The sequence below is a fragment of the Streptomyces griseoluteus genome (genome assembly GCF_004784465.1).
GTDB lineage: Bacteria > Actinomycetota > Actinomycetes > Streptomycetales > Streptomycetaceae > Streptomyces > Streptomyces griseoluteus.
Genome location: NZ_SRRU01000004.1, coordinates 474,450 through 498,894 on the forward strand (window position 1 = coordinate 474,450; position 24,445 = coordinate 498,894).

19 protein-coding genes are annotated in these 24,445 nt (G+C 72.9%); 16 read left to right on the top strand and 3 right to left on the bottom strand.

Features of this window, described 5'->3' with window-relative positions:
• Positions 1–15 precede the first annotated feature (15 nt).
• Positions 16–996, bottom strand: coding sequence for an ATP-binding protein (locus tag E5082_RS14150; RefSeq protein ID WP_190045274.1), 981 nt, complete (start codon positions 994–996; stop codon positions 16–18).
• 129 nt (positions 997–1,125) lie between these two features.
• Between E5082_RS14150 and E5082_RS14155 the strand changes: the two genes are divergently transcribed.
• Positions 1,126–1,950, top strand: a complete 825-nt coding sequence (locus E5082_RS14155) for a Fic family protein (RefSeq protein ID WP_135791579.1) — start codon at positions 1,126–1,128, stop codon at positions 1,948–1,950.
• A gap of 341 nt (positions 1,951–2,291) precedes the next feature.
• Here the strand turns inward: E5082_RS14155 and E5082_RS14160 are convergent, their stop codons facing one another.
• Positions 2,292–3,122 carry an HAD family hydrolase gene (locus E5082_RS14160; protein ID WP_135791580.1) on the bottom strand — a complete coding sequence of 277 codons (831 nt, stop codon included), beginning with the start codon at positions 3,120–3,122 and terminating at the stop codon, positions 2,292–2,294.
• 578 nt (positions 3,123–3,700) lie between these two features.
• Between E5082_RS14160 and ssd the strand changes: the two genes are divergently transcribed.
• The 7 genes from ssd (at position 3,701) to E5082_RS14195 (ending at position 8,872) form a co-directional block, all read left to right on the top strand.
• Entirely contained in the window at positions 3,701–4,807 is a 1,107-nt protein-coding gene (gene ssd, locus E5082_RS14165) for a septum site-determining protein Ssd (RefSeq protein ID WP_135791581.1), read from the top strand.
• A complete protein-coding gene (locus E5082_RS14170) occupies positions 4,804–6,003 on the top strand; it encodes a TadA family conjugal transfer-associated ATPase (protein WP_135791582.1) in 1,200 nt (399 codons plus the stop codon). The genes ssd and E5082_RS14170 overlap by 4 nt, the downstream gene beginning before the upstream one ends.
• A gap of 137 nt (positions 6,004–6,140) precedes the next feature.
• Positions 6,141–7,016 carry a type II secretion system F family protein gene (locus tag E5082_RS14175; RefSeq protein WP_135791583.1) on the top strand — a complete coding sequence of 292 codons (876 nt, stop codon included), beginning with the start codon at positions 6,141–6,143 and terminating at the stop codon, positions 7,014–7,016.
• On the top strand, positions 7,013–7,798 hold the full coding sequence (locus tag E5082_RS14180; RefSeq protein ID WP_135791584.1) for a type II secretion system F family protein: 786 nt from the start codon (positions 7,013–7,015) through the stop codon (positions 7,796–7,798). The genes E5082_RS14175 and E5082_RS14180 overlap by 4 nt, the downstream gene beginning before the upstream one ends.
• A gap of 57 nt (positions 7,799–7,855) precedes the next feature.
• On the top strand, positions 7,856–8,056 hold the full coding sequence (locus E5082_RS14185) for a DUF4244 domain-containing protein (protein ID WP_086690392.1): 201 nt from the start codon (positions 7,856–7,858) through the stop codon (positions 8,054–8,056).
• Positions 8,057–8,078: 22 nt separating this feature from the next.
• Positions 8,079–8,417: a TadE family type IV pilus minor pilin gene (locus tag E5082_RS14190; RefSeq protein ID WP_135791585.1), complete on the top strand. Its 339-nt coding sequence runs from the start codon at positions 8,079–8,081 to the stop codon at positions 8,415–8,417.
• Complete coding sequence (locus tag E5082_RS14195) at positions 8,414–8,872, top strand: Rv3654c family TadE-like protein (RefSeq protein ID WP_135791586.1); 459 nt, start codon at positions 8,414–8,416, stop codon at positions 8,870–8,872. Before E5082_RS14190 ends, E5082_RS14195 begins: the two co-directional genes overlap by 4 nt.
• Here the strand turns inward: E5082_RS14195 and E5082_RS14200 are convergent.
• Positions 8,869–11,403: a DEAD/DEAH box helicase gene (locus tag E5082_RS14200; protein WP_229918832.1), complete on the bottom strand. Its 2,535-nt coding sequence runs from the start codon at positions 11,401–11,403 to the stop codon at positions 8,869–8,871. The two genes, E5082_RS14195 and E5082_RS14200, sit on opposite strands and share 4 nt — an antisense overlap.
• Positions 11,404–11,485: 82 nt before the next feature.
• Between E5082_RS14200 and bldG the strand changes: the two genes are divergently transcribed.
• The 8 genes from bldG (at position 11,486) to tmk (ending at position 24,400) form a co-directional block, all read left to right on the top strand.
• A complete protein-coding gene (bldG, locus tag E5082_RS14205; RefSeq protein WP_067299561.1) occupies positions 11,486–11,827 on the top strand; it encodes an anti-sigma factor antagonist BldG in 342 nt (113 codons plus the stop codon).
• Between the two features lie 162 nt (positions 11,828–11,989).
• Positions 11,990–12,427 (top strand): ATP-binding protein, encoded by a 438-nt coding sequence (locus tag E5082_RS14210; RefSeq protein WP_135791587.1) that lies wholly within the window; start codon positions 11,990–11,992, stop codon positions 12,425–12,427.
• Positions 12,428–12,790: 363 nt separating this feature from the next.
• The gene (locus E5082_RS14215; protein WP_135791588.1) at positions 12,791–15,208 is read left to right on the top strand and encodes a sodium-translocating pyrophosphatase; all 2,418 of its coding nucleotides are present in this window, start codon (positions 12,791–12,793) and stop codon (positions 15,206–15,208) included.
• A 189-nt stretch (positions 15,209–15,397) separates the two neighbouring features.
• A complete protein-coding gene (locus tag E5082_RS14220) occupies positions 15,398–16,009 on the top strand; it encodes a small secreted protein (protein ID WP_190045275.1) in 612 nt (203 codons plus the stop codon).
• 64 nt (positions 16,010–16,073) lie between these two features.
• Positions 16,074–17,594, top strand: a complete 1,521-nt coding sequence (locus tag E5082_RS14225) for a DUF7059 domain-containing protein (RefSeq protein WP_135791589.1) — start codon at positions 16,074–16,076, stop codon at positions 17,592–17,594.
• Between the two features lie 266 nt (positions 17,595–17,860).
• Positions 17,861–18,058 carry a hypothetical protein gene (locus E5082_RS14230; RefSeq protein ID WP_135791590.1) on the top strand — a complete coding sequence of 66 codons (198 nt, stop codon included), beginning with the start codon at positions 17,861–17,863 and terminating at the stop codon, positions 18,056–18,058.
• 256 nt (positions 18,059–18,314) lie between these two features.
• On the top strand, positions 18,315–21,146 hold the full coding sequence (gene topA / locus E5082_RS14235; RefSeq protein ID WP_135791591.1) for a type I DNA topoisomerase: 2,832 nt from the start codon (positions 18,315–18,317) through the stop codon (positions 21,144–21,146).
• Positions 21,147–21,310: 164 nt separating this feature from the next.
• The gene (gene tmk, locus E5082_RS14240) at positions 21,311–24,400 is read left to right on the top strand and encodes a dTMP kinase (RefSeq protein WP_135791592.1); all 3,090 of its coding nucleotides are present in this window, start codon (positions 21,311–21,313) and stop codon (positions 24,398–24,400) included.
• Positions 24,401–24,445: the final 45 nt, after the last annotated feature.

Sequence of the window (24,445 nt, forward strand, 5' to 3'; positions counted from 1 at the left end):
TGCCGAGCGGCAGAGTCAGACGGGGGTCGCCACGCTTTCACCGAGCACGAAGCCGGGGTCGATCTGCGCCGCCAGGTCGGCCCCGGTGCGCTCGTTGCCCCACGACTGGGCGTTGCGCAGATGGAAGTGGACCATCTGCCGGGTGTACCGCTCCCAGTCCCGCAGCCCGTACGTCGCGTCGGCGGCGGCCCGGAGCGTGTCCAGCGCGCGGACGTTGCCGTCCTCCAGCAGGGTGAAGCGGGGCGGGCGGCCCTTCTCCATGGCGCGCACCCAGTCGGAGTGCCCGACCGTCACCAGCAGGTCGTCCCCCACCTCCTCGCGCAGGAAGTCGACGTCGTCCGGACCCTGGACCTTGTTGCCGACGACCTTCAGCGTGACGCCGAAGTCGCGGGCGTACTCCTTGTACTGGCGGTAGACGGAGACCCCCTTCCGGGTCGGCTCGGCGACGAGGAACGTCATGTCGAAGCGGGTGAACATGCCGGAGGCGAAGGAGTCCGAGCCGGCGGTCATGTCCACCACCACGTACTCGCCGGGGCCGTCTACGAGGTGGTTCAGGAACAGCTCCACCGCTCCGGTCTTGGAGTGGTAGCAGGCGACACCCAGGTCGGCTTCGGTGAAGGGGCCGGTGACCATCAAACGGACGGCACCGCCGTCGAGTTCCACCGGGCGGGCGCAGGCGTCGTAGATCGCGTCTGGCTCACTGATCCGGACCAGCCGGGAGCCCGAGCCGGGCGGGGTGGTCTTGATCATCGTCTCGGCCGAGGCGATGCGCGGGTTGGAGCCGCGCAGATGGTCCTTGATCAGTGGCAGCCGGTCGCCCATGGCGGGCAGCGCCGCCGCCTGGTCCTCGTCGAGGCCGAGAGCGGGGCCGAGGTGCTGGTTGATGTCCGCGTCGATCGCGACCACCGGCGCTCCGGCGGCGGCGAGATGGCGGATGAAGAGGGAGGAGAGCGTGGTCTTGCCGCTGCCGCCCTTCCCGACGAAAGCAATTTTCATGTTCACGAAGGGTAGTCAGCTCGTAGCTGTATGTGCCAGGAAGAAGGTGAACGTCACTCCTTCGAGGGGTGTGAGGGCCGAAGAAGGGGTGCCGGTCGGTCGACGGCGCGGGCGCGTAGGGTCGACCTCATGAGTACGACAGGAGCGACCGCAGATCCGCTCGCGGCCCTGGGCTCGCTGCCCGGCGTGGCCGACTCCGTGGAGTCCGTGCGCAAGGCCGTGGACCGGGTGTACGGGCACCGGATCATGCGCCGTCGCAGCAACGCCATCACCTCCGAGGCCGCCCTCCGCGGCGCCCGCGGCTCGGCGGCGCTGTCCGGCGCCGACTGGGCCCTGGAGGAGGTGCGGCGCCGCACCGACTTCAGCACCGGCGACGAGGCGCGCGTCATGGGCGCGGCCCTCCGGCTCACCGCCGAGGCCGGGCAACTGCTGTCCATCTGGCGGCAGTCCCCGCTGCGGGTGCTGGCCCGGCTGCACATGGTGGCCGCCGCGAGCGACGCCGACGAGGTCGGCCGGCCGCGCCAAGCGGGTGAAATCGCCGACGAGCCCCTCATCGAGCTGCCGCTGCCGGACGCCCAGGAGGTGTCCGGCCGCCTGGACGGCCTCGCGGAGCTGATCATCGCCGGGTCCTCCGCGCCCGCGCTGGTGACGGCCGCCGTGGTGCACGGCGAGATCCTCGCGCTGCGCCCCTTCACCTCCCACAACGGGCTGGTGGCGCGCACGGCCGAGCGCATCGTCCTGATCGGCAGCGGCCTGGACCCGAAGTCGGTGTGCCCGGCCGAGGTCGGCCACGCCGAGCTGGGCCGCGCCTCCTACCTCGCCGCGCTCGACGGCTACGTCTCCGGCACCCCTGGCGGCATGGCGGCCTGGATCGCCCACTGCGGGCGCGCGGTGGAGCTGGGCGCACGTGAGTCGACGGCGGTCTGCGAGGCCCTCCAGCGCGGAGCGGCCTGACCCCCGGGACATGGTTGCGGCGGTACGAGGGGTCCTCGTACCGCCGCTGGCATGTTCACCGGGTTACCAAGCGTCCTCGATATGTTGTTCATCAGGTCGGGGTCTTTGCCCGGCCCTGGTGTAGCAGGCCCGTAATCGACGGTCCGACGTCGCGTGGGTGCCTGGTGTTCATACGAGGTCCGTGGGGCCCATATGCGTAGTGGTAGGGAATCCTCTCGGATGTCCTCAGGTCCCGCAGGCCATAAAACCTTTGTACTGCAACTTCGTGACGAGCGAAACCCCTGGCCGAACTTCTTTACTTTTGAGTTCAAAAAGGGCGAAAAGGGCGCGGTGAGTTCCGGTCAGGCGGTCGCGCCCCGGCGCTTGCTGGCGTACCAGACGAGACCCGCGGTCGCGGCCGCCGCGCCCAGCGCCGCCGCCGCGACGACCGCCGGGCGGGGTGCGTGCAGCGAGGGCAGGCGCTGCTTGAGCCGCACCGGCTTGCGGAACTCCAGCACCGGCCAGCCGCGGGAGACCGCCTCCCGGCGCAGCGCGCGGTCGGGGTTGACGGCGTGCGGGTGGCCGACGGCCTGGAGCATCGGCAGGTCGGTGGCGGAGTCGCTGTAGGCGAAGCTGCGGTCGAGGTCGTATCCCTCGGAGGCGGCCAGCTCGCGGATCGCCTCGGCCTTGGTGGGGCCGTACGCGTAGTACTCCACCTCGCCGGTGAAGCAGCCGTCCTCGCCGACCACCAGCCGGGTGGCCACCACCCGGTCGGCGCCGAGCAGCTCGCCGATCGGCTCCACGACCTCCGCGCCGGACGTGGACACGATCACGACGTCCCGGCCCGCCGTGTGATGCTCCTCGATCAGCGAGGCGGCCTCGTCGTAGATGATCGGGTCGATCAGGTCGTGCAGGGTCTCGGCCACGATCTCCTTGACCTGGCGCACGTTCCAGCCCCGGCAGAGTGCGGAGAGGTACTCCCGCATGCGCTCCATCTGGTCATGGTCCAAACCGCCGGCCAGGAAGACGAACTGGGCATATGCGGTGCGCAAGGCCGCTCTGCGGTTGATCAGTCCGCCTTGGTAGAAGGACTTGCTGAAGGTGAGCGTGCTGGACTTCGCAATGACCGTCTTGTCCAGGTCGAAGAAGGCCGCTGCGCGAGGCAAGGAGTGGTTTTCCACGTCCCTGAGCATAGGCGCCCACCATTCGGCGTAAGGTGGGGCGTGTGGGTTTGCCTGAGAGGCCTCTCGGGTACACCATGGAAGTCACGGATCGTTCGCGACCGTGCTAACCCCGGCCCGACTCCTCCCCCCCCGAGTCGGCCGTGGGGACGACCCCCGCTCTCCCCCCCGGCGGGGGTCGTCGCATGTCCGGACGCGTTTTCACCCCTCTTTCGGCCGGTACGGAACCGGCATCGGGCGGCTGCGGCCGCCCTTTCGTCATGCCCACGATTGATTACGTAGGGTAATCATTAGGGTGCGCTCGGAAACTCGTACACAGTGCGTGCCGACGTCACCGGTATGAGTGACGAAGTTATTCACAGGCGCTCCGCCGTCCACAGTTTTTGACCAAGATCCACACGATTTCCCGGTTAGCCCCATCGTGATTCCAGCGCTCCTGATCCGGGCCCGTTCATGGCTGGATCGCAATGCGGAGTGCGTCTGGCCGGTTTCTGTCGGCCGTTCATATGGAGACCTTTACCGGTTCTCCACATCTTGGGAATCGCGCGGCCGAGAGAGCGGCGCGGAAGTCGCAGTGAAGGGGGAACACCATGACCGGAACCGTCGCCCACAATCCGCCTCCGGCCACGGCCGGACGACCGGGACGGCCGCTCATCGTCACCGAGGACGCGGCGCTCCTCGACGATCTGCTGCGCCTGTGCGCGGCGGCCGGCGCGACACCGGAGGTACACCACGGCATCCCGGACCACGGCGGGGCATGGGACGGCGCGCCGCTCGTCCTGGTCGGGGACGACGCCGCCCGCCGGGTGCGCGGCGCCGCGCGGCGGCGCGGAGTGGTCCTGGTCGGCCGTGACCAGGACGACCCGGACGTGTGGAAACGCGCGGTCGGGATCGGCGCCGACCATGTACTGATGCTGCCCGACGGCGAGCAGTGGCTCATCGACCGCATCGCCGACGTGGCGGAGGGCGTCGGCCGTCCGGCCCTCACCGTCGGCGTCATCGGCGGCCGGGGCGGCGCCGGGGCCTCCACCCTGGCCTGCGCCCTCGCCGTCACCTCCGCCCACCAGGGCCTGCGCACCCTCCTCGTGGACGCCGACCCGCTCGGCGGCGGACTCGACGTGCTCCTCGGCGGCGAGACCGCGGAAGGGCTCCGCTGGCCCGCCTTCGCCGCCTCACGCGGCAGAGTCGGCGGCGGCGCCCTGGAGGAATCCCTGCCCGAACTGCACGCGCTGCGCGTGCTGAGCTGGGACCGGGGCGACTGCGTGGCGGTGCCGCCCCAGGCCGTCCGCGCGGTGCTCGCCGCCGCCCGGCGGCGCGGGGGCACGGTGGTCGTCGACCTCCCGCGCCGCCTGGACGACGGTGTCGCGGAAGCCCTGGCCCAGCTCGACATGGCGGTGCTCGTCGTCCCGGCGGAGCTGCGCGCGCTGGCCGCGGCCGGCCGGGTCGCCTCCGCCATGGGCATGGTCGTGCGGGACCTGCGGGTCGCGGTCAGGGGGCCGTACGGGCCGGGGCTGGACGAGGACGAGGTGGCCCGGCTGCTCGGTCTGCCGCTGATCGGCACCGTCCCCGCCGATCCCGCGTTGCTGCGGCCCCGGGGCACCGCCAGACCGCCCGGCGCGACCGGACGCGGCCCGCTGTCCCGGTTCTGCACCGCCTTCTGGGAGCAGGCGCTGACCGAGACGGGAGGCCCGCGATGACGCTTCCCGGACTCGACCGGGCCGACGGCGCGGCCCTCCTCGACGGGGTCCGGCGCAGCCTCGCCGAGAGCGGCGCCGAACCCACGCCGGCACGGGTGGCGCAGGCGCTGCGCGAACAGGGGCGGGTGCTGGGCGACGCCGAGGTCCTGGGCGCGGCCGAGCACCTGCGCTCCGAACTCGTCGGCTCCGGCCCGCTGGAGCCGCTGCTGGCCGACCCGAGCGTCACCGACGTGCTGGTCACCGCGCCGGACCGGGTGTGGGTCGACCGGGGCGGCGGCCTGGAGCTGACCCCGGTCACCTTTCCCGACGCCTCGGCGGTCCGACGGCTCGCGCAACGGCTGGCCGCCGTCGCCGGACGCCGCCTGGACGACGCCCGGCCCTGGGCCGACGCCCGCCTGCCCGACGGGACCCGGCTGCACGCGGTGCTGCCTCCGGTGGCGGTCGGCTGCACCTGCCTGTCCCTGCGCGTGGTCCGGCCCCGCGCCTTCACGCTCGGCGAGCTGGCCCGCGCGGGCACGCTGCCGCCGGGCGGAGAGGGGCTGCTGCGGGCGCTGATGGGGGCGCGGCTGTCGTTCCTCGTCAGCGGCGGGACCGGCACCGGCAAGACGACGCTGCTGAGCGCGTTGCTCGGGCTGGTCGGCCCCGGTGAACGGATCGTGCTGGCCGAGGACTCGGCCGAGCTGCGGCCCGACCACCCGCATGTGGTCCGGCTGGAGACCCGCCCCGCGAACCAGGAGGGCGCCGGTCTTGTGACGCTGGAGGACCTGGTCCGGCAGGCGCTGCGGATGCGGCCCGACCGGCTGGTCGTCGGGGAGGTGCGTGGCCCCGAGGTGGTGCATCTGCTGGCCGCGCTCAACACCGGTCACGAGGGCGGCTGCGGCACTGTGCACGCCAACGCGGCCGCCGACGTCCCGGCCCGTCTGGAGGCCCTGGGCACGGCGGCCGGCCTCGACCGGGCCGCGCTGCACAGCCAGTTGGCGGCCGCGCTCTCGGTGGTGATCCACCTGATGAGGGACCGGGCCGGGCGGCGCCGGATCGCGGAGGTCCATGTGCTGGAGCGAGACACCTCGGGGCTGGTCCGGACGGTACCGGCGCTGCGGTGGGGCGAGCGGGGCTTCGTGCCGGAGCGCGGGTGGGAGCGGCTGCGGGGGCTGTTGTCCGAGGGGGCTGAGGGCGAGGGGGTCGGCGATGGCTGATGCCGGGGTGGGAGAGGCGGTACTGGCTGCCGGGCCGCTGTTCGCGGGCGGCGGGGTGATTGACGCCGGGCCGACGCCCTGGGAGCGGGGTCTCGGTGAGCTGCGGCGGCTGCCCGGCTGGAGTGAGAGGGCCTGCCATGGCTGACGTCGGTGTCGGAGAGGCGGTGCTGGGCGCGGGGCTGGCCTGTGCCGGGGGTGTGGCCTGGGTGGTGAACGCCCGGCATCAGGGGGTGCGGCGGGCGAGGCTGCTGTTCGCGGGCGGTGGAGTGGCGGAGCCCGTGCCGACGCCTTGGGAGCGGGGTCTCGGTGAACTGCGGCGGCTGTACGAACGGGTGGGTGCCGAGTGGTGGACGCTCGTGGCGGGGCTGGTGCTGGCGCTGCTGGGGGCCTCGGTCATTCCGGTGGTGGCAGGGGCCGCCGGGGTGCCGGTGCTGCGCCGGGTGGGGAAGGCGCGGCGGGCCCGGCTGATGCGGGAAGGCCGCGCGGACGCGGTGATCGCCCTGTGCGGGGTGCTCGCCGGGGAGGTCCGCGCCGGCCAGCAGCCCGGCGAGGCCCTGCTGCGGGCCGAGCGGGACTCCGGGGGCCTGGGTGAGGGGCACGCGGCCGCGATCGCGGCGGCGCGGTTCGGGGGCGATGTGCCGGGCGCGCTCGCCGTGGCGGCCCGCCAGCCGGGCGCCGAGGGGCTGCTGGGGCTGGCCGCCTGCTGGCGGGTGGCGGTGGACCAGGGCGCGGGCCTGGCGGCCGGCCTTGACCGGCTGGACGGCGCCCTGCGGGCGGAGCGGGACCAACGCGCCGACCTGCGCGCCCAGTTGTCCGGTGCTCGTGCCACGGCTCTGCTGCTGGCGGTGCTGCCCCTGTTCGGGCTGCTGCTGGGCGCGGCCATGGGCGCCGATCCGCTCCGGGTGCTGCTGCACACCGGCGCTGGGCTGGGCTGTCTGGTGGCGGGAGCGGTGTTCGAGGGCGCCGGCATCTGGTGGGCGGCTCGGATCGTGCGGGGAGCTGAGGCGGCATGAGCGGGGAGTTCGTCCACAGCCTGGGGGTGGCCGTGGGGATGGCCGTCGCCCTCGGCTGGGCGGGCCGTCGGCTGGAGCTGGTGCGGCAACGGCGTCTGGCGCGGCGGAGGGTGGCGGGACTGCTGGCCGTGGAGCCGCCCGAGGCCGCTCGTTCTCTCGCGGCCGCCGACGCGGCCCGGAAGTGGCTGCCGGTGGCCGGAGTCGCGTGCGGGGCGTGGGCGGTGGTCGGCGGGATCTTCGGGGTGCTGGTGGGGCTCGGGGCCGGTGTGGCGCTGTGGCGGTGGCAGGAGCGCCGGGCGGCGGCGCGGCCTGCGACAGCGCTGGACACGGCTGTGGCGGCCCGCCAACTCCCCCTCGCCGCCGAGCTGCTGGCCGCCTGCATCGAGGCCGGGGCGGGGCCAGTGGTCGCCGCCCAGGCAGTCGGGGAGGCGCTCGGGGGCCCGGTCGGTGACGCGTTGGCGCGGGGTGCGGCGGAAGCCCGCCTCGGCGGTGAACCGGCGGACGCCTGGGGCCGGTTGACCGCCCTTCCGGGCGCCGGAGCACTCGCCCGGCTGCTGGAGCGGGCCGACCGGTCGGGGCTCCCGGCGGCCGAACCCGTGGCCCGGCTCGCGTCGGACGCGCGGGCGGAGTCGATACGGGCGGCCACGGTCCGGGCGCGCAGGGCGGCCGTACTGATCTCGGCGCCGGTCGGGCTGTGCTTCCTCCCCGCCTTCATCGCGGTCGGCGTCCTGCCCGTGGTCATCGGCCTCGCGGGCGGCGCGATGGGAGGAGGTGGGCCCTGACCGAGCGGACCGACGTGCACGACAACGACAACGAAGCTGCAGAGAAAGGAACGCGAGATGCGTGAGAAGGCCGGCAGGGCATGGGCGCTGCTGCGGGAACGGTGCCGCAAGGACGCCGGAATGGTGACCTCCGAGTACGCCATGGGGATCATCGCGGCGGTCGGATTCGCCTTGCTGCTCTACGAGGTCGTCACCAGCGGCCAAGTGAAGGCGGAACTCCAGGGCATCGTGAAACGAGCGCTCAGTGCGCGCATGTGAACGAGGCACGGACCGGGGGTTCGTGACGGCGGAGGCGGCCGTGGTGCTGTCGGTGCTGGTGGCGTTCACCATGGCGCTGGTCTGGGGGCTGCTCGCCGTGGCCGCCCAGATCCAGTGCGTGGACGCCGCCCGCACCGGGGCGCGGGCCGCCGCCCGCCAGGACCCGCCCGACGCCGTGGTCCGGGTGACCCAAGAGGCGGCACCGAGCGGCTCGACGGTCAGCGTGGCCCGCGAGGGCGAGCAGGTGCGCGTGACGGTGGTGGCGAAGCCGCCAGTGCTGACGGGGCTGCCGTTCGAGGTGCGGGAGGAGGCCGTGGCCGCCGCCGAGGAGGCGGTGGCGGCCGGAGCGGCGGGGCCATGAGATGCCGGGAGGGTGACCGGGGTTCCGCCACCGTCTGGAGCCTCGGGGTGATCGCCCTGCTGTGCGTGGTGTTCGGTGCCGTGGCCGGCCTGGGGCACGCGGTCGTCGTACGGCACCGGGCGGCGGGCGCGGCCGATCTGGCGGCGCTCGCGGCGGCGGACCACTGGGCCGAGGGCGCGGAGGCGGCGTGCGACGCGGGTCGCCGGGTGGCGTCGGCCCAGGGGGCGCGGCTGGTGCGGTGCGCGATCGTCGGCGAGACCTCGGACGTGAGCGCGGGGTCGGGACACGGGCCGTTCGCGGCGGAGGTACGGGCCAGGGCGGGGCCTCCTGACTCGTCGGCTGCGGGGACCCGGGCCCCCGCGTCGCAGGGGCCCGGCCCTCCGACCCGGGGGCCCGCATCGCAAGGTCCCGGCCCCGCGGCCCGGGCGCCCGCATCACAAGGCCTCAGCCCCTAGCTCGGCTCGCCCTCCCCGGAAGCCGCTGTCCACGTCCCGGCCGCATCCACCCCACCGGTCCCCGCCCCCGTCCCCTCCGCCTCCTCCGGCGCCCCCCGCAGCAGTGTCGTAAGGAGCCGCACCGCCCCCCGCTTGTGCAGTGGCTCGTTGCCGTTGCCGCACTTGGGGGACTGGATGCAGGACGGGCAGCCGGCCTCGCACTCGCAGGCGGCGATGGCCTCGCGGGTGGCCGTCAGCCAGGCGCGGGCGGTGTGGAAGGCGCGCTCGGCGAAGCCCGCCCCGCCGGGGTGGCCGTCGTAGACGAAGACCGTGGGGAGCAGCGTGTCGGGGTGCAGCGGGACCGACACCCCGCCGATGTCCCAGCGGTCGCAGGTGGCGAAGAGGGGCAGCATGCCGATCGAGGCGTGTTCGGCGGCGTGCAGGGCGCCGCCGAGGATCTCCGGGTTGATCCGGGCCTCGTCGAGCTGGTCCTCGGTGACCGTCCACCACACCGCGCGGGTACGGAGCGTGCGCGGAGGGAGGTCGAGTTTCGTCTCGCCCATCACCTCACCGGTGATCAGGCGTCTGCGCAGGAAGGAGACCACTTGGTTGGTGACCTCGACCGAGCCGAGGCACAGGCGGCCGGAGCCCCAGGGGATCTCGGTCTCCGTCTCCAGGACGGCGATGGACGTGGTGTCGCGGGCGGCGGTCGAGTACGGCGGGTCGGCCTGCTCGACCAGGGCGACGGAGTCCTTCAGGTCGAGCGAGCGCACCAGGTAGGTGCGGCCCTGGTGGAGGTGGACCGCGCCCTCGTGGACGGCGGAGTGCGCGGCCTCGGCGTCGACCGTGCCGAGCAGGCGCCCGGTGCCCTCCTCCACGATCTGCACCGGAGGTCCGCCGGTGCCCCGGATGTCGGTCAGGTCGGCGGCGCGTTCCCGGCGCGTCCAGTGCCAGGCACGGGTGCGGCGGCGCAGCAGCTTCGCGGCCTCCAGCTGGCCCAGCACATCGGCGCTCACGGGTCCGAAGAGATCGAGATCGGCCTCGGTCAGCGGGATCTCCGCGGCGGCCGCGCACAGGTGCGGGGCGAGGACGTAGGGGTTGTCCGGATCGAGGACCGTCGACTCCACCGGGCGGTCGAACAGGGCCTCCGGATGGTGGACGAGGTAGGTGTCCAGCGGGTCGTCGCGGGCCACCAGGACCGCCAGCGCGCCCTGTCCGGAGCGTCCGGCGCGGCCCGCCTGCTGCCACAGGGAGGCGCGGGTGCCCGGATAGCCGGCGATCACCACGGCGTCCAGGCCGGAGATGTCCACGCCCAGCTCCAGGGCGGTGGTGGCGGCGAGGCCGAGGAGGTCGCCGGAGTGCAGGGCGCGTTCCAGGGCGCGGCGCTCCTCGGGGAGATAACCGCCGCGATAGGCGGCGACACGCCGGACCAGAGAACGGTCGACCTCGGCGAGCCGTTCCTGCGCGATGACCGAGATCAGTTCGGCGCCGCGCCGGGAGCGGACGAAGGCGACCGAGCGCACGCCCTGCACGGTGAGGTCGGTCAGCAGGTCGGCGGTCTCGGCGGTGGCCGTGCGGCGCACCGGGGCGCCCTTCTCGCCGTGCAGCTCGGTGAGCGGGGGCTCCCAGAGGGCGAAGACGAGTTCCCCGCGCGGGGAGGCGTCGTCGGCGACCTCGACCACCGGTAGCCCGGTCAGCCGGCGGGCGGCCACGGAGGGCTCGGCGGCAGTGGCGGAGGCCAGCAGGAAGACGGGCGACGCGCCGTAGCGGGCGCACAGTCTGCGCAGCCGGCGCAGCACCTGGGCGACGTGCGAGCCGAAGACGCCCCGGTAGGTGTGGCACTCGTCGATGACGACGTACTTGAGCGACTTCAGGAAGGAGGACCAGCGGGGGTGGGACGGCAGGATGCCCCGGTGCAGCATGTCCGGGTTGGTCAGGACGTAGTTGGCGTACTGGCGTACCCACTCGCGTTCCTCGAACGGTGTGTCGCCGTCGTAGACCGCGGGGCGCACCGCGTTGCCCAGGGGCGCGGCGAGTTCCCGTACCGCGCGGCACTGGTCGGCGGCCAGGGCCTTGGTCGGGGAGAGGTACAGGGCGGTGGCGCCCCGGCCGTTCGGGGCCTCGGAGCCGTCCAGCAGGGCCGACAGCACCGGCATCAGATAGGCCAGCGACTTGCCGGAAGCGGTGCCGGTGGCGACGACCACCGAGTCGCCGTCCAGGGCGTGCTCGGCGGCGATTGCCTGGTGGGCCCAGGGGTGCTCGATCCCGCGCTCCTGGACCGCCGCGATCACCTCGGCGCGAATCCGGTCCGGCCAGACGGCATGCCGGCCCGCACGCGGGGGCAAGTGCTCCGTATGAGTGATGCGCGCGGACCTGCTCGGACCGGAGGCGAGCCGGTGCAGAACCGTCTCCGGGGACGGGCGGGACGCCGGGTCCGGCTGGGGGTGATCGGGTCGGTGATTCTTGGCCATCGGCACCGAGTGTGTCACCGGCTTGACGGACAATGGAGCCAAGGCGTCGTGCACACCTGCCGGTAAGTGATTGAATGCCATGGCGGCTGGCGAAGTGTTCCAAGGGCCGTAAGCCGGGATGTCCCGAGGGGCGACCGCTCGATAGCAAGGTGCTGGAGGATTCGTGGACCTGTCCCTGTCGACCCGTACCGTCGGCGATCGTACGGTCGTCGAGGTCGGTGGCGAAATCGATGTGTACACCGCGCCCAAGCTGCGCGAGCAGTTGGTCGAGCTGGTGAACGACGGCAATTTCCATCTTGTCGTCGACATGGAGGGCGTGGACTTCCTCGACTCCACCGGGCTCGGCGTGCTGGTCGGTGGCCTGAAGCGGGTGCGTGCCCATGAGGGCTCGCTCCGTCTGGTCTGCAACCAGGAGCACATTCTGAAGATTTTCCGTATCACCGGCCTCACCAAGGTGTTCCCCATCCACACCTCGGTCGAGGAAGCGGTGGCGGCCACCGACTGATCAGGGTCGTAAGCCGGGTCCGGGCCGTCTGTGCGGTCCGGGCGCCGGTCGACTCCGCCCCGGCGCCGTCAGCGGTCCGGGCGCGGAAGTTTCATCGTGGGGGTGCGGGCTTTCGGCGGCCCCGGCCCCGCACCGCACGCCCGTAGTACGCGAGGGGGATGCATGGCCACCGTCGAACTCCGCTTCAGCGCGCTGCCCGAGCACGTCCGGACCGCCCGTCTGGTGGCGGCCGCGGTGGCGCGCAGGGCCGGAGTGGACGAGGCCGTACTCGACGAGGTCCGCCTCGCGGTCGGTGAGGCGTGCTCCCGCGCGGTCGGACTCCACCAGAGCGTGGGCATCACCGCGCCGGTCAAGGTGGCGCTCATCGAGGACGAGAAGCTCTTCTCCATCGAGGTCGGCGACGAGGCCCCGCACGCCGTGCCCGCCGAGCGGGTCGCGGGCGGCGCGAGCGCCGACGCGGACGTGGAGGCCGAGGAGGACGAGATGGGCCTCGCGGTCATCAGCGGCCTCGTGGACGACGTCGAGGTCACCACCAGCGAGAACGGTGGCCTGATCCGCATGTCCTGGCCGACCGTCCAGCCGCCGACCGTAGTGATCTGAGCCGTACTGATCCGGACCGCACTGATCCGGACCGCGCGCCACGCGAGCCGGACGACTTCCCGAGGGGCCCTGCACCGCAGGGCCCCTCGCGGCGTTCCGCCCACTTTCGGCCGAACCGCCGACCGCCGCGAATACGTGAAGGAATTCACGACCGGAAACCCTGCAGTTGGCGCCGGTGAAGGCGCGATCTTAAATGCCTCAGGGGTATTACTCCGTCCGGGTTTCGTGCTCTGGTCCTGCACTCGATCGTTTGCTAAAGGGTTAGGGGCGGGCAATTCTGTTTACCGTGCCGGTCGGGATCACCATCGGGCAGCTACAAGTCCGTCCACAGCTTGAGCTCGGCCCAAGCGTCAAGGAGGACGAATGGCGGGGCTTCTCATCCCTGGTCAGGCGGGTCACTCCGCATCCAACTCCGTGTACCTCGCGGCCGTCGTCCTGACGGACGGCAACCGCGCCCTGGTCGCCGTGATCGCGGCGGTGGCCCTCGCGGCGCTGGTCGTCGCGGGCGTCCTGGTGCGCCAGGTGCTGTCGGCGGGCGAGGGCACCGCGCGCATGCGGGAGATCGCCGAGGCGGTCCAGGAAGGCGCGAAGGCGTATCTGGCGCGGCAGTTGCGCACCCTCGGCATTTTCGCCGTCGTGGTGTTCTTCCTGCTTCTGCTGCTTCCCGCGGACGACTGGAATCAGCGGGCCGGACGCTCGGTGTTCTTCCTGATCGGCGCGGCTTTCTCGGCGGCCACCGGTTATATCGGCATGTGGCTCGCCGTCCGCAGCAATGTGCGCGTTGCCGCGGCCGCCCGGGAGGCGACTCCGGGAGACGGCGAGACGCAAATGGATCTCACCGTCGTCTCGCACAAAGCGATGAAGATCGCATTTCGCACCGGCGGCGTGGTCGGCATGTTCACCGTCGGCCTCGGCCTGTTCGGTGCCTCCTGCGTGGTGCTGGTCTACGCGGCCGACGCGCCCAAGGTGCTGGAGGGATTCGGCCTGGGTGCCGCCCTGATCGCCATGTTCATGCGAGTCGGCGGCGGCATCTTCACCAAGGCCGCCGACGTCGGCGCCGACCTGGTCGGCAAGGTCGAGCAGGGCATCCCGGAGGACGACCCGCGCAACGCGGCCACCATCGCGGACAACGTGGGTGACAACGTCGGGGACTGCGCGGGCATGGCGGCCGACCTCTTCGAGTCGTACGCCGTCACCCTGGTGGCCGCGCTGATCCTCGGCAAGACCGCCTTCGGCGACGCCGGGCTCGCCTTCCCGCTGCTGGTACCGGCCATCGGTGTCATCACCGCGATGATCGGCATCTTCGCGGTCGCCCCGCGCCGCGCCGACCGCAGCGGGATGAGCGCCATCAACCGGGGCTTCTTCGTCTCGGCCGTGATCTCCCTCGCGCTGGTCGCCGTCGCCGTCTACGTCTATCTGCCCGGCCGCTACTCCGAGCTGGCCGGCGTGACCGACGCGGCGATCCGCGGGAAGGACGGCGACCCCCGGGTGCTGGCGGTGGTCGCCGTGGCCATCGGCATCCTGCTCGCCGCCGTCATCCAGCAGCTCACCGGCTACTTCACCGAGACCACCCGCCGCCCGGTCCGCGACGTCGGCCGCACCTCGCTCACCGGCCCCGCGACCGTCGTCCTCTCCGGCATCTCGCTGGGCCTGGAGTCCGCCGTCTACACCGCGCTGCTGATCGGCCTCAGCGTGTACGGGGCGTTCCTGCTCGGCGGCACCTCGATCATGCTGGCGCTGTTCGCGGTGGCGCTCGCCGGGACCGGGCTGCTGACCACGGTCGGGGTGATCGTCGCCATGGACACCTTCGGCCCGGTCTCCGACAACGCGCAGGGCATCGCCGAGATGTCCTCGGACGTGGAGGGCGCCGGCGCCCAAGTGCTCACCGACCTGGACGCGGTCGGCAACACCACCAAGGCCATCACCAAGGGCATCGCCATCGCCACCGCCGTCCTCGCGGCGGCGGCCCTGTTCGGTTCGTACCGGGACGCGATCACCACCGGCGTGCGGGATGTCGGGGAGCAGCTCAGCGGGCCTGGCTCGCCGCTGACTCTGTCGATGGACATCTCCCAGCCCAACAACCTGGTCGGCCTGATCGCGGGCGCGGCGGTCGTCTTCCTCTTCTCCGGGCTAGCCATCAACGCCGTGTCGCGGTCGGCCGGCTCGGTGGTGTTCGAGGTGCGCAGGCAGTTCCGCGAGCGGCCGGGGATCATGGACTACACGGAGAAGCCCGAGTACGGCCGGGTCGTCGACATCTGCACCCGCGACGCCCTGCGAGAGCTGGCCACGCCCGGCCTGCTCGCCGTGATGGCACCGATCTTCATCGGGTTCACCCTCGGTGTCGGCGCCCTCGGAGCCTTCCTCGCCGGCGCGATCGGGGCGGGCACGCTGATGGCGGTGTTCCTCGCCAACTCCGGCGGCGCCTGGGACAACGCCAAGAAACTGGTGGAGGACGGCCACCACGGCGGCAAGGGCAGCGACGCTCACGCGGCCACGGTGATCGGCGACACCGTCGGCGACCCCTTCAAGGACACCGCGGGCCCGGCCATCAACCCGCTGCTGAAGGTGATGAACCTGGTCGCCCTGCTCATCGCCCCCGCGGTGATCAAGTTCTCCTACGGAGGCAGCAGCAGCATGCTCGTCCGCGCCCTGGTCGCGGTGTTCGCGCTGCTGGTGATCGTCGTCGCGGTGTACGTGTCCAAGCGGCGCGGCATCGCCGTGGGGGACGACGAGGACGCGGGCGAGATGTCCAACTCCACGCCGCCGGCGGTGGTTCCGTAAACGAGGCTCCGCCAACGGGCGGGCGGACGGCGCGTGCTGACGCGTCGCCGCCCGCTCGTGCGTGGTGGGGAGGGCCGTCGGCCGTGAGCCTTCTCTCGCATGGTGCGAAGCACCGCAAAAGTCTTCTTATGGGGCATCGGTCGTGTGGATGGTCTCGTTCCGCCGTGTAGATTCCGGTGGCCGATAGCCATGGAAGGGACCGATCCGGTGAACAAGAAGCTCGCGGCCGCCCTGTCCGGCGGCGCGGTACTGATAACGGCGCTGACGGGATGCGGCAGCGACGGCGGCGGCCCCGACCCCAAGCTGGGTGTCTGGGCGAAGAAGGTGTGCGACGCGGTGCCCGCGCAGTACACCAAGATCAAGGCGGCCAACGCCGGGATCGCCAAGATCGCCAGCGACAGCGACCTCCCGCCGAAGACGGCGAAGGAGACGTACGCGCAGGCGTTCCAAGACATGTCCGACGGCTACAAGGCCATCGCGACCGCCATCAACGGCGCCGGTGCTCCCCCCGGGGTCGACGGCGGGGCCAAGCGGCAGCAGGACGCGGTGAAGAACCTCAACAGCCTGGCCACCTCCTACGCCGACCTGAAGAAGAAGGTCGACGGGCTGGACACCAAGGACCAGGGCAAGTTCGCCAAGGGCCTGCACGAGGTCGCCGACCAGACCAAGGAGATCGGCCGCCAGAGCAGCAGCGGCACCGAGGCGCTGAAGCGTCTGGAGCAGGGTGACGTCAAGGAGGCCATCGCCGAGCAGCAGAGCTGCAAGGTCTCCGCCTCCGCGCCGCCCGCCGCCAAGAGCTGACGGCGCCCGCGCGGACGGCCGGGTGCGGCGGCCCCGGGGCGGCGCGGCGGGCCACAATGGGGGCGTGACTGACTCCGGTTCCGCCCCCCTGCCCGCCACCGACCGGCCCGAGGCGGCCGCCCGCCTGCGCGACGCCCTGCTGTCCGCCTCCTTCACCGCGGACGGCCTCCTCGACCTGCTCGGCGCCCCCGCCTACGCGGCGCTCGCCCGCAGCGAGACCGTGCCCGCCCTGCGCGCGACCCGCGGCGACACGCCGCTGGAGGCCCTGGTGCGGCTGTTCCTGCTCCAGCAGCCGGTGCCCCGCGCCCGTCTGACGGACGTATTGCCGGTCGAGGACGCGGTGGACGCCGGGTGGCTCAAGCCCGTGGGCGGCGACGAGCTGGCCGCAACCGTCGACGTCCGCCCCTACGGCGGGCCCGACGGCGAGGACTGGTTCATCGTGTCCGACCTCGGCTGCGCGGTCGGCGGGGCGGGCGGCATCGGCAGCCGGGACGAGGACGTGGTCCTCGGCGTCGGCGGCGCCTCCACCACACTCGCCGGCATCACCGTGCGCACCCCCGTCGCCGCCGCGCTCGACCTCGGCACCGGCTCCGGCATCCAGGCGCTGCACGCCGCCCAGCACGCGACGCGGGTCACCGCCACCGACCTCAATCCGCGCGCCCTGCACATCACCGCGCTCACCCTCGCCCTCTCCGGCGCGCCCGTCGCCTCCCTGCGCGAGGGCTCGCTGTTCGAACCGGTCAAGGACGACGAGACGTTCGACCTGATCGTGTCCAACCCGCCCTTCGTCATCTCGCCCGGCGCCCGGCTCACCTACCGCGACGGCGGGATGAGCGGGGACGATCTGTGCCGCTCGCTCGTTCAGCAGGCGGGGGACAGGCTGAACGAGGGCGGGTTCGCGCAGTTCCTCGCCAACTGGCAGCACGTGGAGGGGGAGGACTGGCAGGACCGGGTGCGCTCCTGGGTGCCGCGCGGGTGCGACGCGTGGATCGTGCAGCGCGAGGTCCAGGACATCACGCAGTACGCCGAGCTGTGGCTCAGGGACGCCGGGGACCACCGCGAGGACCGGGCGGAGTACCAGTCGCGGTACGACGCGTGGCTGGACGAGTTCGAGGCGCGCAAGGTGAAGGCGGTCGGCTTCGGCTGGATCACCCTGCGCCGCACCGGCTCGGCCGAGCCCTCCGTCACCGTGGAGGAGTGGCCGCACCCGGTCGAGCAGCCTCTCGGCGACACCATCCGGCACCACTTCGAGCGCGTCGACCACCTGCGCGCGCACGACGACGCGGCCCTGCTGGAGGGCCACTTCAGGCTCGCCGCCGAGGTCGTGCAGGAGCAGGTCGGCCTGCCCGGCGCCGAGGACCCCGAGCATGTGGTGCTCCGTCAGCACCGGGGCATGCGCCGGGCGACGAAGGTGGACACCATCGGCGCGGGCTTCGCGGGCGTGTGCGACGGCTCGCTGAGCGCGGGGGTCATCCTGGACGCCATCGCCCAGCTCGTCGGCGAGGACCCCGTGGTGCTGCGCGACCGTACGCCCGCGCAGATCCGGCTGCTGGTGGAGCAGGGCTTCCTGGAACCGCTCGGCTGAGCCGCGCGGGCGGGACACGTCGGCTGATCCGGTTGTCGTACCCGGCGTACCCGGTCCGGTGGACGGGCGGGCGGATCATCGTCGTATGCCGGGGGCACGGAGCGGAACGGCAAAAAGGCCGGAAAGTGATGTGTGCCGCCCGGACGGCGACAGAGCCGGCCCCGTCCGTTCATCCCGCCGTCGCCCCGCCGCCCACCGGGCGTGGCAGCCTCCCCGCGCTGGAGAGTTGCGGACCGCGCCGGGCGCGCGGGAGGGGCGGACGGATCATGGAGAGCGTGCCGGCGGTGTTCGCGGGAGCGGTGTTCACGCTGTTCGGAGGGGCTCTGATGGTGTGGACCGGGGTGCGGGTGCGCCGCGCGGAACCGGTCGCCGCCGGTGTGAACCGGGTCGCATCAACGGTGCTCGCGGCGGCCGGAGCGCTCGTCTCCCTGGGGCTGGCCGCGTACTGCCTGACGCGTCCCTGACCCGGTCGGCCGGGCAGGAGCGGCGGCGGAAGGGGAGGGCTTCGGGCTTGGGGTGAGCGCTCGGTGGGTACTCCGGGCGGCAGGAATGGCGGTAGTCGGGTTACCGTTCGAGTGGCCGTTGTGGGCTTTTCCCGTTTGACACGGGGGCGGGATGTACCGTCACACTCCGCAGCGTCACACCAGCCACCACACGCCGCGACCCCAGGGACGAGCGCCCTGGGGAGGACCCCAGCGCCGACCGGAGAGAAGAGCGAAGTTGTCCCCGACCAGCGAGACCGCACAGGGCGGCCGCCGACTCGTCATCGTCGAGTCGCCTGCCAAGGCGAAGACGATCAAGGGCTACCTCGGCCCCGGATACGTAGTCGAGGCGAGCGTCGGGCACATCCGTGACCTTCCCAGCGGCGCCGCCGAGGTGCCGGAGAAGTACACCGGCGAGGTCCGCCGCCTCGGTGTGGACGTGGAACACGACTTCGCGCCGATCTATGTCATCAACGCGGACAAGAAGGCGCAGGTGAAGAAGCTCCGGGACCTGATGAAGGACTCCGACGAGCTCTTCCTCGCCACCGATGAGGACCGCGAGGGCGAGGCCATCGCCTGGCACCTCCAGGAAGTCCTCAAGCCCAAGATCCCCGTCAAGCGGATGGTCTTCCACGAGATCACCAAGGACGCGATCCGCGAGGCCGTCGCCAACCCGCGCGAGCTGAACAAGAAGCTGGTCGACGCCCAGGAGACCCGCCGCATCCTCGACCGCCTCTACGGCTACGAGGTCTCGCCGGTCCTGTGGAAGAAGGTCATGCCGAAGCTGTCGGCGGGCCGTGTGCAGTCCGTCGCCACCCGGCTCATCGTCGAGCGCGAGCGTGAGCGCATCGCCTTCCGCTCCGCCGAGTACTGGGACCTGACCGGCACCTTCGCCACCGGCCGCGCCGGTGACGCGTCGGACCCGTCCTCGCTGGTCGCCCGCCTCCAGAGCGTCGACGGCCGGCGTGTCGCCCAGGGCCGCGACTTCGACTCCCTCGGCCGGCTCAAGAGCGCCAACACCCTCCACCTGGACGAGGCGGGCGCCCGCGCGCTCGCCGCCGCCCTGGAGACCACCCGGTTCTCCGTGCGCTCGGTGGAGTCCAAGCCGTACCGCCGCTCGCCGTACGCCCCGTTCCGTACGACGACCCTCCAGCAGGAGGCCAGCCGCAAGCTCGGCTTCGGCGCGAAGGCGACCATGCAGGTCGCCCAGAAGCTGTACGAGAACGGCTACATCACGTACATGCGTACCGACTCCACGACCCTGAGCGAGACGGCCATCGGCGCCGCCCGCGCCCAGGTCACGCAGTTGTACGGCGCCGACTACCTCCCGCCGCAGCCCCGCTCCTACGCGGGCAAGGTCAAGAACGCGCAGGAGGCGCACGAGGCGATCCGCCCCTCCGGCGACCGCTTCCGCACCCCCGCCGAGACCGGCCTGACCGGCGACCAGTTCAAGCTGTACGAGCTGATCTGGAAGCGGACCGTCGCCTCCCAGATGAAGGACGCGACCGGCAACAGTGTGACCGTCAAGATCGGCGGCACCTCCGCCGACGGCCGGGACGTCGAGTTCAGCGCCTCCGGCAAGACGATCACCTTCCACGGCTTCCTGAAGGCGTACGTCGAGGGCGCCGACGACCCCAACGCCGAGCTGGACGACCGCGAGCGCCGGCTGCCCCAGGTCTCCGAGGGCGACCCGCTGGCCGCCGACGAGATCACGGTCGACGGCCACGCCACCAAGGCCCCGGCCCGCTACACCGAGGCGTCCCTGGTCAAGGAGCTGGAGGAGCGCGAGATCGGCCGCCCGTCGACCTACGCGTCGATCATCGGCACGATCCTGGACCGCGGCTACGTCTTCAAGAAGGGCACGGCCCTGGTGCCGTCCTTCCTGTCCTTCGCCGTGGTCAACCTGCTGGAGAAGCACTTCGGCCGGCTCGTCGACTACGACTTCACCGCCCGCATGGAGGACGACCTCGACCGCATCGCGCGCGGCGAGGCGCAGTCCGTGCCGTGGCTCAGGCGCTTCTACTTCGGCGAGGGCCTCGACACCGGCGCCGCCGCGGACGCGGGCAACGGCGACGGCGACCACCTCGGCGGCCTGAAGGAGCTCGTCACCGACCTGGGCGCGATCGACGCCCGCGAGGTCTCCTCCTTCCCGGTCGGCGACGGCATCGTCCTGCGCGTCGGCCGCTACGGCCCGTACATCGAGCGGGGCGAGAAGGACACCGAGCAGCACCAGCGCGCCGACGTCCCCGAGGACCTCGCGCCGGACGAGCTGACCGTCGAGCTGGCCGAGGAACTGCTGGCCAAGCCCAGCGGCGACTTCGAGCTGGGCACCGACCCCGTCAGCGGCCACCAGATCATCGCCAAGGACGGCCGCTACGGCCCCTACGTCACCGAGGTGCTCCCCGAGGGCACCCCGAAGACCGGCAAGAACGCGGTCAAGCCGCGCACGGCCTCGCTGTTCAAGTCCATGGCGCTCGACACGGTCACGCTCGAGGACGCCCTGAAGCTGATGTCGCTGCCCCGCGTGGTCGGCACCGACGCCGAGGGTGTGGAGATCACCGCGCAGAACGGCCGCTACGGCCCGTACCTGAAGAAGGGCACGGACTCCCGCTCGCTCACGGAGGAGGAGCAGCTCTTCACGATCACGCTGGAGGAGGCGCTGGCGATCTACGCCCAGCCCAAGCAGCGTGGCCGGGCGGCCGCCAAGCCGCCGCTGAAGGAGCTGGGCGAGGACCCGGTCTCCGGCAAGCCGGTCGTGGTCAAGGACGGCCGCTTCGGTCCGTACGTCACCGACGGGGAGACCAACGCCACCCTGCGCTCCGGCGACAGTGTGGAGGAGATCACCCCCGAGCGCGGCTTCGAGCTGCTCGCCGAGAAGCGGGCCAAGGGGCCGGCCAAGAAGACGGCGAAGAAGGCCACGGCCAAGAAGACGGCTCCGGCGAAGAAGACCGCCGCCAAGAAGACGGCGGCCAAGAAGACGACGGCGGCCGCCAAGAAGACCACGGCGAAGAAGACGGCCGCCAAGAAGACCACGGCGGCCAAGGCGACGGGTTCCGGCTCGGAAGACTGAGTCGCTCACCCGCTTCCTCTTTCGCGAACACCCCGGTACCGGCCTCGGTACCGGGGTGTTCCGCGCTCCGGCGTGCGCCCCTTAAGGGATCAAGGAGTGAGGGTCAGGGAAGGGGTGGGGACGAGGGAGGCATGGGGGTGGGTAGCTGCGGATAGGCTGAACGCATGACGCGAGCCGAGCAGCCAACGGCCCCCAATCCAGCACCGGACGACGCCCTCGTCGCGGATTCCCGCGAGCGCGCCGTCCGTTCACTGCTGCGCCGACCCGACCTGCGCCGCCTCTGGAGCGCGCAGCTCGTGAGCGGCGTCGGTGACGCCCTCGCGCTGCTCGTGCTGGTGGTGCTGGTCCTCCAGGCGGCCGTCACCCAGGGCTCCTTCGGCGGGGGCTACCGGGGCGCGGCGTTCGCAGTGGCGACGGTCTTCGGGGCCCGCGTGCTGGCCACCGTGCTCTTCGGTGCCGTCCTGCTCGGCCCGCTGACCACGCTCACCGCCCCGGACGGCCCGCTCGACCGGCGCTGGACCATGGTCGGCGCCGACGGGGTGCGGGCCGCGCTGCTGATCGTGGCGCCGCTGTGGATCGACTGGACGCCGGGCAACGCCCTGACCGTCCTGCTGGCCACCGCCTTCGTGACCGGCATCGCCGAGCGGCTGTGGACGGTGTGCCGGGAGAGCGCGGCCCCCGCGCTGCTGCCCGCCCCGCCCCCCGAGGGCGCGTCGGTGCGGCCGCTGCCGGACCACCTGGACGCGCTGCGCCGTCTGTCGCTGCGCACCGGCTTCGTGGCGCTGCCGCTGGCCGCCGCCGTCCTGGTCATCGCCTCCCTGTTCAACAACCTGCTGGCCACCGGCATCGCCTGGTTCGACCAGCACCACGCGGCCCTCGCCGCCTACGTCGCGGCCGGCCTGTTCGCCGCCTCGGTGTCCGTGCTGACCGCCCTGAAGCTGCCCGGCACGCGCACCCCGCGCCCGCGCTCCCCGCTGGAGGGCCTGCGCCGTCCGCGTTCCGGCTCCGGCGTGGACAAGGGCCGCACGGGCGCCGTGCTGCTGCTGGTCATCGCCTGCGCCGCCGTGGCCGGGGCCATCTCGGCCGCCGTCGCGGTGTGCGTGCTGCACGCCTCCGACCTGGGCGGCGGCCCGGTGCTCTACGGCCTGCTGGTGCTGGGCCTCACGGGCGGAGTCGGCGTCGGCATCCGTACCGCGCCCGCGCTGCTGCCCTCGCTGTCCCGGCGCCGGCTGCTCGCCCTGGCCATCGCGCTCACCGGCATCGCTCTGCTGGCCGCCGGACTCGTCCCGGACGTCACCACCGTCCTGCTGATCCTCACCCTGGCCGGCATCGGCGCGGGCATCTCCGCCAACACCGGGCACGCCCTGCTCGACCAGGAGACCGAGGACTCCCGCCGCACCCGGATCACCGAGCACCTGCACGCGGTCGTCCGGGTCTTCATGGCGCTGGGCGCCCTGATCGCCCCGGTCGTCGCCGGGCTCATCGGCCGCCACCGGCTGGAGAACGGCCGCTTCGTCTTCGCGCACGGCGGTGCCTCCTTCACCCTGATGCTGGTCGGCGCGCTGCTGCTCCCGGTGGCTGTGCTGGTCCTCGCCAAGGTCGACGACCGGTCCGGCATCCCGCTGCGCCAGGACATCAAGGACGCCCTGCTCGGCGGCGACGACCCGGTCACCGCCCCTGCGGGGAACGGTTTCTTCATCTCCCTGGAGGGTGGCGACGGCGCGGGCAAGTCCACCCAGGCCGAGGCCCTCGCCGAGTGGATTCGCGCCAAGGGCCACGAGGTCGTCCTCACCCGCGAGCCCGGCGCCACCCCGGTGGGCAAACGGCTCCGCTCGATCCTGCTGGACGTGTCCGAGGCCGGCCTGTCGCACCGCGCGGAGGCGCTGCTGTACGCCGCCGACCGCGCCGAGCACGTCGACACCGTCGTACGCCCCGCCCTGGAGCGCGGCGCGGTCGTCATCTCGGACCGGTACATCGACTCCTCCGTCGCCTACCAGGGCGCCGGCCGGGATCTGTCGCCGACCGAGATCGCCCGTATCAACCGCTGGGCCACCGGCGGTCTCGTCCCGCATCTGACCGTCCTGCTGGACGTGCCGCCGGAGGTCGCGCGGGAGCGCTTCACCGAGGCGCCGGACCGGCTGGAGTCGGAGCCGGCCGAGTTCCACGCGCGCGTGCGGGCCGGTTTCCTCACCCTCGCCGCCGCCGACCCCGGCCGCTACCTGGTCGTGGACGCGGGCCAGGAGCCCGAGGGCGTCACCCGCGTGATCCGGCACCGGCTCGACACCGTGCTGCCGCTCTCCGAGGCCGAGATCAAGGCCCAGGAGGAGGCGCGGAAGAAGGCCGAGGAGGAGGCCCGCCGCAAGGCGGAGGCCGAGGCCGCCCGCAAGGCCGAGGAGGAGCGGGTGGCGCGCGAGCGCGCCGAGCAGCTCGCGCGGCTGCGTGCCGAGGAGGAGGAGCGCAAGCGCCGTGAGCTGGAGGAGGCGCAGCGCCGCGAGGCCGAGCGACAGGAGGAGGAGGCCCGGCGTCGCGCCGAGGAGGCGCACCGCCGTGCCGAGGAGGAGCGTCAGCGGCTCCTCGCCGAGGAGAAGGCCCGCGCCGAGGAGGAGGCCCGCCGCAGGGCCGAGGAGGAGCGGCGCCGCAAGCAGGCCGAGGAGGAGGCCCGGCAGCGCGCCGAGGCCGAGGCCCTGCGCCTGGAGAAGCAGCGCAAGGCCGAGGACGCCCTGCTGCGTGCCGAGGAGGCCCGCAGGCGCGCGGCCGAGGCCGCCGCGGCGGCCGACACCGCGGCCCGCAAGCCGTCCGAGCCCGAGCGTGCCGTCCCGGACGCCCCGGCGCCCCGCGCGGGCGACGACACGGCCGTACTGCGCCCGGTGCGCGACGGCGGCTCCGCGGCCGAGGTGACGGCCGAGCTGCCGCAGCCACCCGCCCCGAAGGGCGCGGCCGACGAGACGGCGCTGCTGCCGAAGTTCTCCGACCGGGAGGCCGACGAGACCGCCGTACTGCCCCCGGTGAGTCCCGCCGAGGAGACGGCCGTACTGCCGCCGGTCCGCGACGACGCGGAGGACCGCACCCGCGAGATCCCGCAGCTCGGCGCCGACGGCAAGCCCCGGCGCCCGCGCCCCGACTGGGCCGAGGAGACCCCGCTGGACGATCTGCCGTCGCTCGCGGACGAACTCCTCGGGTCCTACGACGAGCACGACGAGCGCGACCGGCACGACGACGACGGCGGCCGGCGCGGCCGGGGCCGGCGCGGCTGACCGGGCGGAAGCAAGGGGCGGTGTCCACCGGGCGCTTCGGCGCGG